This is a genomic window from Scytonema hankhaensis NUACC26 (genome assembly GCF_045865695.1).
In the GTDB taxonomy this organism is placed as follows: Bacteria; Cyanobacteriota; Cyanobacteriia; order Cyanobacteriales; family Nostocaceae; genus Scytonema.
Window position 1 is genome coordinate 22,786 of record NZ_BAACAP010000188.1, and the last position, 15,083, is coordinate 37,868.

Below are 15,083 nucleotides of genomic sequence, written 5' to 3' on the forward strand. Positions count from 1 at the left end.
CGCAACTACCGTAAAACCTAAAGTTTCTATTAGAGCAAACAGTCGTGACAAGTAACAAAATTTTAGTTATCGATGACACCACAGTTGTCAGGGTAAAAGTACGAGAAATGTTACCACCAGGGAACTTCCAAGTTTTGGAAGCAAAAGATGGTCTGGAGGGATTGAATTTAATTCGTCAGGAAAAACTGAGCCTGATTATGTTAGATTTCCTACTACCCAAGAAAACTGGCTGGGAAGTGTTTCAAGAAATCCAAGCCAATAGTGACTTGAGGAAGATTCCTTTAGTCATTATGTCTGGTCGTAAAGAAGAGGTGACAGAGAAAATCTCCGAACCCTTTGAATATTTTGAGTTTCTTGGAAAACCTTTTGACCAAAAGCAACTCATTGGCGCAATTAAGTCCGCTATGACCAAGGCTAAACAGCCACGTCCCGAACCCGCACAAGTAGCAGTAGCAGCTACTTCCAACGGAGTAGCACCTATCTCTAACGGATTTGTTGCATCTTCTAATGGTAATGGAACTCATGCAGTTGTCTCTACTGAGTCCGGGGCTTCAGCTGCTGAAATCCAAGCCTTGAATGAAAAAATTGCCAAAATGCAGGCAGAAATTGATGCTTTGAAAAAACAACTCAGTCAGGTTGTCACTTTTATCAAACAAAAAGTTAAGTAGGCGATCGCAAGTAAGGCTAATTAGTTAGATTGTCATTTGTAAGGGTTTTAGCTTTGTTTTACCCCACCCTAACCCTCCCCTTGGAAAGGGGAGGGAACTTATTTTCTTGTTTTCCCCTTTCCACGGGGAAGCAGAAATCCAATTTCCCCCCTTTCCACGGGGAAGCAGAAATCCAATTTCCCCCCTTTCCACAGGAAACCAGAAATCCAATTTCCCCCCTTTCCACAGGAAACCAGAAATCCAATTTCCCCCCTTTCCAAGGGGGGATTAAGGGGGGTAATCTAATTTTAAATACACTTTTTTCCTCAAAAATGATACAAACAAAATACCTTTGGGAATACTCAATAGAGAGTATACTATTGCGAGTATTTGTGTAAATGTTTGTGCTATCAAATACAGTTGTTGTTCCCGGTTATCGCATCACTCAAGAAATTTACTCTGGAAGTAAAACGCTGGTTTATCGAGGTGTTCGAGAAGAAGATCGACAACCAATCGCGATTAAATTCATGCGTAACGAATACCCAACTTTGCTTGAGATTGCTCAGTTCCGCAATCAGTACACAATTACTAAAAATCTTAACTGTACGGGTATTGTTAAATCTTATAGTCTGGAAAGTTATCGCAATAGCTATGCTCTGATTCTAGAAGATTTTGGTGCGATTTCTCTTAAGGATTACTTAACAAATGTGGAAAATACAGGTGGGGTGTTGTCACAGAGTACAATGTCTCTACAAGAATTTTTTCCTATTGCGAGCGCAATTACCTCTGCTCTTGCTGAATTACACTCTCACTGCATTATTCATAAAGATATTAAACCTGCCAATATTTTGATTAACCCTACGACTTTTGAGGTCAAAGTCACTGATTTTAGTATCGCAAGTCGTTTGCCAAAAGAAATCCAACAACTGACAAATCCCAACTTTTTAGAAGGTACTTTAGCCTACATTTCTCCCGAACAAACAGGGAGAATGAATCGTGGAATTAATTATCGCAGCGATTTTTATTCTCTTGGTATCACATTCTTTGAACTCCTGACCGGACAGCTACCCTTCACAACAACTGACCCCATGGAGTTGGTGTATTGCCATATTGCAAAACTTCCACCAAAAGCGAGTGATGTTAATTCAAGTATTCCTTCAATATTATGTAATGTTATTAGTAAGTTAATGGCAAAAAATGCTGAAGACCGTTATCAAAGTGCTTTGGGAATAAAGCATGACTTGGAGATGTGTTTGCACCAATGGCAAGAAACTGGAGAAATTTCTCCCTTCCTATTGGGACAAAAGGATGTTCCAGAACTTTTTTTGATTCCAGAAAAACTTTACGGTCGCCACCAGGAAGTGGAAACCTTACTCGCCGCTTTTGACCGAGTTGCAGGTGGTACGGCGGAAATGGTTTTAGTTGTAGGTTCTTCCGGTATCGGTAAGACTGCAGTTGTTAACGAAGTTCACAAACCTATAGTTAGACAGCGCAGTTACTTTATTAAGGGGAAGTTCGATCAATTTCAACGTGACATTCCCTTATCGGGATTTGTGCAAGCGTTTCAAGATTTAATTGAACAATTGTTAAGTGAAACTGATGCTGTTCTTCAACAGTGGAAATCTAAAATTTTGTTAGCATTGGGGGAGCAAGCTCGAGTTATTATTGATGTTATTCCCAAATTAGAAGCCATTATTGGAAAGCAACCACCAGTCACCGAACTCTCTGGTACCTCTGCTCAAAATCGTTTCAACTTACTGTTTCAACGCTTTATCAAAATTTTTACTACAAAAGAGCATCCTCTGGTTATCTTTCTTGATGATTTACAATGGGCTGATGCTGCTTCCTTGAAGTTCATGCAGCTACTGATGAGTCAAGCAAGTAATGCTAGTACAAATTCTTTACTGTCTCTCCCAACTTCTTCTCAGAAAGAAGATAGCGACATTAAGGATATAGAGAGAAGCAATGACACTGAAAATTACTTCTTGCTGATTGGTGCGTATAGGGATAACGAAGTTTCAACTGCTCATCCACTGTATTTAACACTCAGTGAAATTAGCAAAACAGAAGTTACGATAAATACGATTTTTTTAGAAGGTCTCAATCAAAGCGATTTAAATGATTTGCTTTGCGACACGCTTTGTTGTGAAAAAGCTACAGTTCTCCCTCTGGGTCAGTTAATTTTTACCAAAACACAAGGAAATTCCTTTTTTATTCATCAGTTTATTAAGTATTTGTATAATGAAGGAATCTTTAAATTTAATTCTCAGATTGGGTGTTGGGAATTTGATATTGCAGAAGTTAAGGCATTAGCTTTAACGGACGATGTTGTGGAATTTATGGCGCTTCAACTAGAGAAGCTACCAACTCAGACTCAAGAGGTTTTGAAACTTGCGGCATGTATAGGCAATCAATTTGACTTAAAAACGTTGGCAATTGTATATCAAAAATCTGAGCTAGAGACAGCAGCAGATTTATGGACAGCGTTAGTTGAAGGATTAGTTTTACCAGAAGCGTCTAATTATAAAGTTTTTCTAGATTCGGGAGAATTGGAAGTTGAACATCACGGAGAATTTAAATACAGTTGTGAATTAACTAAATACAAATTTATACACGATAGAGTACAGCAAGTAACTTATTTTTTAATTCCTAACCATCAAAAAAAATCAATTCATTTAAGAATTGGTCAATTGTTGAGAAGAAATATCTCTTTAGAAGAAGGAGAAGAAAAGATTTTTGAGGTTGTCAATCAGTTGAATATGGCAGTGGAATTGATTATCGAGCAAAGCGAGCGCATACAACTAGCTCAGATGAATTTGATAGCTGGGCGTAAAGCGATCGCATCAACAGCACACAGTACAGCACTTGAGTATTTAACCACTGGCATAGAATTACTATCTTATGATAGCTGGATAACCAATTATGACCTAACTTTAGCTTTGTATGAATTAGCTGCACAAGCAGCATATCTCAACGGAAGTTTTGATCGGACTGATGAATTTATAGAAGTTGTATTGGCACAAGCAAACACACTTTTAGATAAAGTGAAAGTCAGTGAAATCAAAATTCAAGCGTATGGCGCACAGGGTAAACAACAAGAAGCTGTTCATACAACTTTAGCTTTTTTGAAATCTTTGGGAATTGAGTTTCCTGAAAAACCAAATCAGTCTCATATTAGTCTAGCAATATCTGAGATTGTATCAAATCTAGCTGAAAGAAACATCTTAGATTTAGTCCATTTACCAGAAATGACAGAAGCACTTCCACAGGCTGCTATGCGTCTTCTATCTAATGTAACTGCTTTTGCTTATCAAGTCGTTCCAGAACTATTTGCACTAGTTGTTATTAAACAAGTTAGCTTGTCTCTTAAGTACGGTAATGCGTCTTTTTCTAGCTTTGCTTATGTAACTTATGCAATGGTATTGAGTGGAGTGTTAGAAGACATTGAATCTAGCTATAAATTTGGAAAATTAGCTCTTAAATTGTTAGAGACATTTAACACTAAACAACTTGAAGGTAAAATTATTCAAACTTTCGATGCCCACATCAGACCTTGGAAAGAACATCTTAAAGAAGTTTTGAAGCCTCTGCTGGAAGCTTATTCTATTTCCTTGGAAACAGGAGATTTAGAATTTGCAGCTTATGCTCTTAGTAATTATTGCTTATCTTCATATTTAATAGGTAGCGAACTTAACAAACTTTCAGAAGAGATTGTGAAGCACACTCGTGCTTTAGAGCAAATCAATCAAGAATCAGCCTTAAACTGGAATAATATTTATCATCAAGCTGTTTTGAACTTGTTGGGAACTGTGAAACCTTCCTTATGCTTGTTTGCTCAGGCAAATGATGACCAAAAAGTAGTAGCGATTTTTCAAGAAGCGAAGGATGGGGTGGCACTTTTATATTTTTATTTCTGCAAACTCCATCTCTGTTATTTATTTCAAGATTATGATGAAGCTGTAGAAAATGCAACTAAAGCCGAACAATATGTAGAGGGAAGAGTTAGGCTAACAATGATTCCTTGTTTTTACTTTTATGATTCATTGGCAAGACTGGCAATTTACTCTACTTTGAGCGATTTGGAACAGAAAAAATTTTTAGATAAAATTCAAGCCAATCAGTCTAAAATGAAGCATTGGGCAGAGCACGCTCCCATGAATTATCTTCATAAATTTTATCTTGTAGAAGCAGAAAGATATCGGGTGCTTGGTGAATACTTGCAAGCTATGGATAATTATGACCAAGCTATTACCTTAGCTCAAGAAAATGAATACATTCATGAAGAAGCTTTGGCAAACGAACTGGCTGCAAAGTTTTATCTAGAAAGGGGTAAGCTCAAGATTGCCCAAACGTACTTGATTGATGCTTACTATGGTTATATTCGTTGGGGTGCAATCGCGAAAATTACTCATTTAGAACAGCACTATCCTCAAATACTAACTCCTATTTTAAAAGAGACAAAACATAGCAAATCTTTTAGCGAGAAGAACACTAGTTCTAGTAGTACAATTCTCTCTGTAGATAGAAACAACCAAAGTATTGTCAGTAGATCGAATACGAGTATTTCAGATTCTCTAGATTTAGAAGCAGTTATTAAAGCATCTGTGACACTCTCTGGAGAAATTCAGTTAGAGCAACAGATTTCCACGATTATGCAAGTTGTAATGGAGAATGCAGGTGCTTCCAAATGCGTTCTCATTTTGCATGAAAATCAGAATGGTTATTTAACGATTGCTGCAGTTAGTTCTACTTCAACTCATACACCTATCCACATTGAGTTTCCTTCAACTCCTTTAGAATCGAGTCGTGATGTACCTATTACATTAATTAACTACGTTAAGCGAACGCGAGAAATATTAGTTCTAGACGATTTAAAAGATAAGCCTTTTTTAATAGATGATAAGTATATTTTAGCTCAACAACCCAAGAGTTTATTAAGTTTACCAATTATTAACCAAGGTAAGTTGTTAGGCATTCTTTATCTAGAAAATAATTTAACAGCAGGAGCATTTACTCACAATCGTGTAGAGCTTCTCAAGTTAATTAGCACTCAAGCAGCAATTTCTCTTGAAAACGCTATGCTTTATCAGAATTTAGCCCAAGCAACAGAGCGTTTAGAGGAATACAACCATACATTAGAAGAGAAAGTTGCTGAGAGAACGCGAGAAATTCATAAGAAAAATCAATCTTTAAAAAAAGCTCTAAAGGAACTGCGGAATACTCAAACTCAATTGATTCAAAGTGAAAAAATGTCTTCTTTAGGGCAAATGATAGCAGGAATTGCTCATGAAATCAATAACCCCATTAATTTTATTCACGGTAATGTCAGTCATGCGCGTGAATATGTCCAATCCTTGTTAGAGTTGATTGAAATTTATAGACAAGAAGTTGCCAATACTTCTCCGTTAATCAAAGAAAAAGTTCTTGAAATCGAATTAGATTTCCTCGTGAAAGACCTACCCAAGCTTTTAGATTCCATGTTCGTTGGAACTTCACGCATTCGGAATATTGTTTTAGGCTTACGCAATTTCTCCCGCCTAGATGAAGCCGAAATGAAACCTGTAGATATTCATGAGGGAATGAACAATACTTTAATGATTTTGCATCACCGTCTAAAAGCAAAACGCGAGCGCACTGAAATTACAGTTATTAAAGAATACGGGCAATTGCCTCCCGTAACTTGTTATGCTTCCGAACTCAATCAAGTTTTTATGAATATTATTGTAAATGCAATTGATGCTTTGGAAGAAGGACTGGGGACAAGGAACAAGGGACAAGGAATTATAAACTCCCAATCACCAATCCCTACAATTCTCATTCGCACATTAGCTACAGAAAAACAAACTGTAAAAATTCTCATTGCTGATAATGGGTCTGGTATACCTGCTAACGTGCAGCAAAGAATATTTGACCCATTTTTCACGACTAAACCAGTAGGAAGCGGTACGGGCTTGGGATTATCGATTAGCTATCAAATTATTGTAGATAAACATAAAGGGAACATTACTTGTAATTCCACCCTTGGCAAAGGTACTGAATTTCTCATTGAGATTCCTATGAAACAGTGACCAGTGACCAGTGACCAGTGACCAGTGACCAGTGACCAACACTGACTACTTTATGAGAGTGTTTTTAGAAGTAAAAACACCCCTGCTCCCTGTTCCCTTCTTTGATGAATAATTATTAACTTTTTGTAAGAAATCTAAAAAATCTGACTTTTGAGTTATGACATGATACAGAGATTATGGTTTGGGGAATACTAGACTGCAAGTATATCATTCAAAGCTTAATGTTAATGTTGATACACCAAGATCCCATTTTTGCTATTCCTGGCTATTATATAACTCAACAAATTTACTGTGGAAGCAAAACCTTGGTTTATCAAGGTATTCGCGAGAAAGACCGACAATCAGTTATTTTAAAGCTGATGCGGAATGAATACCCGACTTTTCATGAAATTGCTCAGTTTCGCAAACAGTATGCGATCGCAAAAAACCTCAATTTTCCAGGTATTGTCAAACCCTATAGCTTGGAAAGCTATGGCAATAGTTATGTTTTGGTCTTGGAAGACTTTGGCGGTCTTTCCTTAAAAAATTACGTTACTACTATAGAAACTACAGATATAGCTTTTCTAGGACAATTTTTTCACATAGCTATTCAAATTGCCTCTATCCTTCATGAGTTACACGGTCATCGCATCATTCACAAGGATATTAAACCTGCTAATATTCTCATCAATCCCACAACACTTGAAGTTAAACTGACAGATTTTAGTATTGCTAGTCTCTTACCGAAAGAAATTCAACAACTGACAAATCCCAACTTTTTAGAAGGTACTCTTGCTTACATTTCTCCAGAACAAACAGGAAGAATGAACCGTGGGATTGACTACCGTAGCGATTTTTATTCCCTGGGCGTCACATTTTTTGAACTCCTGACCGGACAGTTACCCTTCACAACAAACGATCCGATGGAGTTGGTGCATTGTCATATTGCAAAACTTCCACCTCTGGCTAATTCTCTGAATTCTAATCTTCCCTTAATTGTATCAGACATCATCAGCAAGCTTATGGCAAAAAATGCTGAAGCTCGCTATCACAGTGCTTTCGGGTTAAAACACGATTTAGAGAGATGCTCTCAGCAGTGGCAAGAAACTGGAAATATCATATCATTTCAGTTGGGAGAACAGGATGTTTCAGATCATTTTTTGATTCCTGAAAAACTCTACGGTCGTCAACAGGAAGTAGAAACTTTACTCGCAGCTTTTGAGCGAGTCACAAGTGGTACATCTGAAATAGTGTTGGTTGCAGGTCCCTCTGGTATTGGTAAGACGGCTGTTGTCAACGAAGTTCACAAACCAATTGTTCGTCAGCGCAGCTACTTTATTAAAGGTAAGTTTGACCAATTTCAACGCGATATTCCTTTATCTGGATTTTTACAAGCTTTTCAAGATTTAATTAGACAGTTGTTGAGTGAACCTGATGCTGTTCTTCAACAGTGGAAATCTAAAATTTTGTCAGCCTTAGGCGAAGACGCTCAAGCAATTGTTGATGTTATTCCCCAACTCGAAGTCATCCTTGGACCTCAACCACTAGTGACTGAACTTTCTGGAACTGCTGCTCAAAATCGGTTTAATTTCTTATTTCAGAGGTTCATTAAAGTCTTTACCACAAAAGAACATCCTTTAGTTATCTTTCTAGATGATTTACAATGGGCAGATACAACTTCTTTAAAATTTATTCAATTATTGAGCAGTCAAAATACTTCTTTGGAAGAGCGACCTAAATACTTCGGGAATCAAGAGAAGCAAACTATAGCTGAGGGAGCTTTTTTATTTATAGGTGCATATCGAGATAATGAAGTCTCTCAAATGCATCCCCTGTATTTTACTATAAATGAACTAGAGAAAGCAGGTATTTCAATAAATCAAATTGATTTAAAAGAATTAAGTTATAAGAGTTTAATTCATTTAATTCATGATACGCTTAATTTTCAAGAATTTACAGCTATTTCTCTAACAAAAATTGTTTTTACTAAAACAAAAGGTAATCCATTTTTCACTCATCAATTTCTTAAATACTTACATAATCAAGCCATATTAAAATTTGATTTTTCTCATCGGCTTTGGCAGTACAATATTAACGAAGTTAAAGCCATAGCTCTCACAGATGATGTTGTAGAATTTATGGCGCTTCAACTAGAGAAGTTGCCGAGCCAAACTCAAGCAGTCTTAAAACTTGCTGCATGCATAGGTAACGAATTTGATTTAAGAACTCTTGCTATTATCTATGAAAAATCTGAAGTCGATACAGCAGTAGATTTATGGCAATCGTTACTTGATGGTCTTGTTTTACCTGAAGCAGGTTATCAGTTATTAGTTAATGACAGCGAACTCTCATCAATTCCTAAGGAGGGGTTACACAAATATAAATTTTTACACGATAGGGTACAGCAAGCTGCCTATTCTCTCATTCCTAGCGATCGCAAACAGTCAATTCACTTGAAAATTGGGCAATTGCTGCTCAGCAGTCTTCCTCTCGAAGAAAGAAAAGAAAATATTTTCATTTTAGTCAATCAGTTTAATATAGCAACAGAACTGCTTGTAAATCAAAGCGAACGCAATGAACTGGCACAAATGAATTTGATTGCTGGTCGCAAAGCTTTAGCATCAACAGCTTACATGGCTGCAGTTCAATATTTAACTACCAGTATTCAATTACTAGCAAGCGATACCTGGGAAACCAATTATGATTTTACTCTTGCTTTGTATGAAACAGCCGTAGAAGCAGCATACCTAAGTGGTAACTTTGAACTAGCAGAGCAATTGATAGAAGTGGTATTGGTACAAGCAAAAACACTATTAGATAAAGTGAAAGTTTATGAGATTAAGATTCAGGCTAATGGAGCACAGAATAAACCGCGACAAGCAATCGATGTTGCACTGGGGTTTTTAAAACTTTTGGGTATTGAGTTTCCAGATAGCCCCAACCAAACGGATATTCACTTAGAAATGGCAGAACTTACATCAAATTTAGCTGGCAGACGTATTGAGGACTTAATCGATTACCCGGAGATAACTGAACCTCATTCACTAGCAGCTATGCGTATTCTATCTAATGTCGCTAGTTTTGCCTATCAAGCTGTACCTGAGTTGTTTCCTTTGCTCGTGTTTAAACAAATCAATCTCTCACTTAAGTATGGCACTTCTCCTCTGTCTGCCCTTGTCTATACTCGTTACGCAATAATACTCTGTGGAGTTGTGGGAGACATAGAGTTTGGCTACCGATTAGGCAAACTATCTTTAGATCTGTTGGCTAGATTCCAGGTTAAAGATACCATACCACAGGTTGTTATGGGATTTAATGGAACTATCAGACTCTGGAAAGAGCATATTCGAGAAATATTGCCTTCTCTGTTAGAAGTTTATTCTATTAGTTTAGAAACAGGAAGTTTAGAATATGCAGCTTATGCTCTTTATTGTTACTCCTACTATGCATATTTCATGGGTGGGGAACTTTCACTGCTCCAGCAGCAGATAGAAAATCACAGCCATGCCATTGAGCAAACAAATCAAATAATGGTGTTAGGCTGGAATAATATCTACCTGCAAACTGTCTTAAATTTATTAAATAAGCGGGAAAATCAATTTGACTTAATAGGTGAGTCTTATAATGAAAGAGAAATGATAACATATCATCAGCAAGCCAATGACAGTCTTGGGCTTGTACATTTATATTTATGCAAGCTTCAACTGTGCTATTTACTAGCTGATTACGATCGGGCAGTTGAAAATGCCACCAACGTAGAGAAATATATAGACGTTGCAGTCGGGCATTTAGTTCTTGTTGAATTTAATTTCTACGATTCCCTGGCACATCTGGCAGTATATCCTAAAGCTAATAAATTAGAAAAAGCAAAAATTCTGGAAAAGGTAGCTATTAATCAAGAAAAAATTCAGAAATGGGCAGATCATGCACCCATGAATTATTTGCATAAATTTTATTTGGTAGAAGCAGAGCGGTATAGAGTTCTGGGTCAATATCTTGAAGCCGTGAATAGTTACGAGCAAGCAATTACCCTTGCTCAAGACAATGAGTATGTACATGAAGCGGCTCTTGCGAACGAACTAACTGCTAAGTTCTATCTGGAGTGGGGCAAACTAAAAATTGCGAAAATTTATTTAATAGATGCTTATTATGGCTATATTCGTTGGGGAGCAAAAGCGAAGGTCGAAGATTTGGAAAAGCATTATGCTCAATTCCTTGCTCCAATTCTTCAACAAGGAAAACTAAATACCGAACCAGGAACGAATGGCTCTATTGAGAGTAGCACATCCCGATCCACCAGTAGCTCCGATCGAACTGTTCTTGGTTCAAATACCAGTATTTCCGATTCATTAGATTTGGCATCTGTTGTAAAAGCTTCTATTGCTCTGTCTGGAGAAATTGAACTCGAGCAGTTGCTATCTACTTTAATGGAAGTGGTGATGGAAAATGCAGGTGCTTCAAAGTGTGCTCTCATTTTAAGTGAAGGCGATAAGCTGGGTACAGCTTGCGCCAAGGGCGAACGCGTAGCAACGGACGTGCATCTCACGGTTTCTGCAGTCAGTTCAAATTCAACAAGTGTGGGGAGCGACACAGAGTTTCCCTCAATCTGCATAGAGTCAAGCAGTGACGTTCCCGTGACTTTAATTAACTACGTCAAGCGAACACAGGAAATCTTAGTCATTGATGATTTAAAAGATAAACCTGTTTTAGGTGCCGATCGCTACATCGTTCGCGAGCAACCCAAAAGTCTCTTATGTATCCCAATAATCAACCAAGGTAAATTACTGGGTATTCTTTACCTAGAAAATAATTTAACAGCAGAAGCATTTACACGCGATCGCGTGGAACTTCTCAAACTCATCACCACTCAAGCAGCAATCTCTCTAGAAAATGCCATACTCTACCAAAATTTGGCACGAGTTAACGAGCGATTGGAAGAATACAACCGCACGTTAGAAGAAAAAGTGTCCGAGAGAACGAGGGAAATCAATGAAAAAAATCAGCATCTAAAGAAAGCTTTAGAAGAGTTACAAAACACCCAAACTCAATTAATCCAAAGTGAAAAAATGTCTTCCTTGGGGCAAATGGTAGCAGGAATTGCTCATGAAATCAATAATCCTATTAATTTTATTCATGGAAATATTACTCACGCTACAGAGTACGTGAAATCCTTATTAAATTTAATTACCATATATCAGCAAGAATTTTCAAATTCTTCCACTCTCGCTTCGGAAAAAGCGGTTGAAATTGATTTGGATTTTATAAAAGAAGATTTGCCCAAGCTTTTAGATTCCATGTTCGTTGGAACCTCACGGATTCGGAACATTGTTTTGGGCTTACGCAACTTCTCTCGTTTGGATGAAGCAGAAATGAAACCTGTAGATATTCATGAGGGCATCGATAACACTTTGATGATTCTGCACCATCGATTTAAGGTAAAAAGCACGCTACGCGATACGGCTGAAGCCCGTAGGCAGCTGGCTTATCGCTGTGAGATAGAAGTTACCAAAGAATACAGTCAGCTTCCTTTAGTTGAGTGCTACCCCGGTCAACTCAATCAGGTATTTATGAATATTATTGCCAATGCAATTGATGCTTTGGAAGAGTCATTGGTCGTTGGTCATTTGTCATTTGTAGGGGATGAAGAACAAAGGACAAAGGACAAAGAACAAATGACTACTCCCACAATTCGCATTCGGACTGAACTAGTTAACAACGATTGGGTTTTGATTCGGATTGCTGACAATGGTGCTGGGATACCTGAGGATGTACGTCAGAAAGTCTTCGATCCATTTTTTACCACTAAGTCAGTCGGTACTGGTACGGGGTTGGGATTATCAATTAGCTATCAGATTGTTGTGGATAAACACAGGGGTAGTTTAACTTACAATTCTGTTCCCGGTGAGGGAACAGAGTTTGTAGTCCAAATTCCGCTAAGACAGTGACCACCTGACCAGTAACCAGTGACCAGTGACTAATGACACTTGACCAATGACCTAACGTCTACGAAGCAAGACGACGAAACTTAACCCTAAGACCATCATATGGGTATGGTGTGGGAAACTGAACGAAATTTAAATTTTGTCCCGGTTCGAGTTCCCACTCATACTCGCGTAGCAACATTGCTGCCAACAGTTTCATTTCCAACTTGGCAAACTCCTTACCGGGACATTCTCGTAGCCCACCGCCAAAAGGTAAATAACTAAATGGTTTTGCTTTATCCTCAGCCCTTTCTGGTGCAAAACGTTGTGGGTCAAAACACTCCGGTTGTTTATAGACAGAAGTGTCTTGATGAGTTCTTTTAAAGTAGTAAACTACAGTCCAATCTTGGGGAATGCGATAACCGTTGAGTTCAAATTCCTTCGTGACTCTGCGGAAACCAAAAGCACCAGGGGGATTTACTCGCAAAACCTCTTTAAGAACTTGCTCGAGATAGTTCATCTGCTTTAGACGTTCTACTGTTAGCGGTTCCTCCAACCCCAATTGTCGTTGTTCTGCACGGGCATTTGCTAAAACTTCCGGAGACTGTGCTAGAAATATACACATTGATGTTAGCGTTGATGCCGCTGTATCATGACCTCCAAATAGAAATGTTAAGACTTGTTCTTTCACTTCTTGCAAACTTAATTTATTTCCATCTTCGTCTTGCGCTTGCAACAGTATCCCCAAAAGATCTTGACCGGGATGCTGTTGCGACTGACGCTCTGTGATAATTTTCTCAATGCGTATCAGTAGTTGCTTGCGACAGTGTAATGCTCGACCGAACTTAGTCCAAGGTAAAGATATTGGTATTGAGAATAGACCATCTCCCCACTTCTCAAACAATTTACTGAAATGCTCATCGTTAAAAGTATCCAAACTTATGAGAAACTTGCAGGCAACATCAAGAGAGAATTTGCTCAGTTCTGGAAACCAGCTTAATGTACCCATGCGTTCCCATTTGTCTAAATAACTGCGAGAGATACTTTCTATGCTGGAAAAGGACTGTTCTATAATTTTTGGTTGGAAGACTTTATGAAAAATCTTGCGTCGATTTTGGTGCGCGTTACCTGTTTGGATAAGTAAAGACCCCGTCCCTAGCAACGCCTTGGTACACTCGGGCCATCTACTAGTAAGATGCATTTTTTCCTGGGTAAACAATTGGTGATTGGTTTCTGCTCCAATCGCGATCGCTGTAGGATATCCAAATAAGCTAGTTTTGAAAATCGATCCGTATTGCTTCTGTCGCTTTTCAACATAATGTGTATCGTACAGAAAGTTAAGCGTTTCCCCAAGTAAAGGTAGACCTAAGTTACCAGGAGGTAAAGGTAGCGATCGCTGGCTAATGGTTGCTGTCATTTTAAGTATCTTAGTATTTAACTGGTTCCAACATTTCTACACTTTGATAGCGATCGGTATAAGAATACCAATCGAGATTGCCACGTATCCAAGTATGCATTATAGATATATATTGCGCCAACTCTGTATCCAGTTTGTTTCCAAAAACTGGTATAGATGCTTCTAGGCTAATAAGAGACTCCATTTCTTCATCGTGCATGATAACAGCACGTTCAAGAGCAGTTTCTAAAGAAAGCTGTTGTTGATAATGCAGTACCAAGACTATGTTATGTACATCACCACTCGCCATTTCTCTGGAGGCTGAAAAGACATCATTACACCAAGCTAGAACGTTGATTGTCATTAGCTTGAGCTTGTCTACAAAATCGTGGTTTCGTAAAAAATCGCTGAGCATGAAGTTATTACAAAATTCACTGACTGTCAGGAAAAGATTTCCCCCTACACTCGCTCGGCGTATCATCATATAAGTGTCAACGTCAGGCACAATGTTTTGTGCGCGGACTGCTGCTTCTTCAACGCATCCTTGAAAGTATTCTTCAAAGCAAAGGAGGAAGTGACGAAACCATTCCTTGCTCGCTCTTTGAACCGTCCTCTGTCGCAGATCGTACAGGGCATGAGTTAGAGGTACATCATTGCTTGTCAGTTCTGCTCCATTTAAGATTTTCAAAAATCTTTTGTGATAAACCTTCAGAGCTTCAGGTTGTGTTTTCAACTCTGATAAATCGCATAGATCGTCCCAAATAAACACCCAACTTAACCAATCATTTCCAATTTTCAATTCTTCCAATGGGCAGTTTGGGTATGCACGTGCAGCTAGTAAAAAGAATTTTGATTTAGAAAACCGACGGTAAGTTGATTCCTTAGCCAGTAAATTGAAGCGCGACACCCATTCTAAGGAATAATCACCCATCGCATCAACATATTTATTGATTTGAGATGGAAGTGGACAGTGTAATTTAGGGAAAGTTAATTGAGTCATTAAAACCTCTATCTGTTACAGAGACACAGGAAAAATTCCCCCAACCTGAAGTCAGTGGGTTTAAATAACAAT

Annotated in this window: 5 protein-coding genes; 3 read left to right on the top strand and 2 right to left on the bottom strand. The window is 38.1% G+C overall.

Going from position 1 to position 15,083, the window contains the following annotated elements:
- Positions 1-44: 44 nt before the first annotated feature.
- The 3 genes from ACKTT2_RS19185 (at position 45) to ACKTT2_RS19195 (ending at position 12,639) form a co-directional block, all read left to right on the top strand.
- A complete protein-coding gene (locus ACKTT2_RS19185; RefSeq protein WP_407889797.1) occupies positions 45-668 on the top strand; it encodes a response regulator in 624 nt (207 codons plus the stop codon).
- 377 nt (positions 669-1,045) lie between these two features.
- A complete protein-coding gene (locus ACKTT2_RS19190; RefSeq protein WP_407889799.1) occupies positions 1,046-6,715 on the top strand; it encodes an ATP-binding sensor histidine kinase in 5,670 nt (1,889 codons plus the stop codon).
- Positions 6,716-6,942: 227 nt separating this feature from the next.
- A complete protein-coding gene (locus ACKTT2_RS19195) occupies positions 6,943-12,639 on the top strand; it encodes a trifunctional serine/threonine-protein kinase/ATP-binding protein/sensor histidine kinase (RefSeq protein WP_407889801.1) in 5,697 nt (1,898 codons plus the stop codon).
- A 58-nt stretch (positions 12,640-12,697) separates the two neighbouring features.
- On the opposite strand, the gene ACKTT2_RS19200 is transcribed toward ACKTT2_RS19195, so the two are convergent.
- Both ACKTT2_RS19200 and ACKTT2_RS19205 read right to left on the bottom strand, forming a co-directional pair.
- Positions 12,698-14,032: a cytochrome P450 gene (locus ACKTT2_RS19200; RefSeq protein WP_407889803.1), complete on the bottom strand. Its 1,335-nt coding sequence runs from the start codon at positions 14,030-14,032 to the stop codon at positions 12,698-12,700.
- Positions 14,033-14,042: 10 nt separating this feature from the next.
- On the bottom strand, positions 14,043-15,011 hold the full coding sequence (locus ACKTT2_RS19205; RefSeq protein WP_407889805.1) for a terpene synthase family protein: 969 nt from the start codon (positions 15,009-15,011) through the stop codon (positions 14,043-14,045).
- Positions 15,012-15,083: the final 72 nt, after the last annotated feature.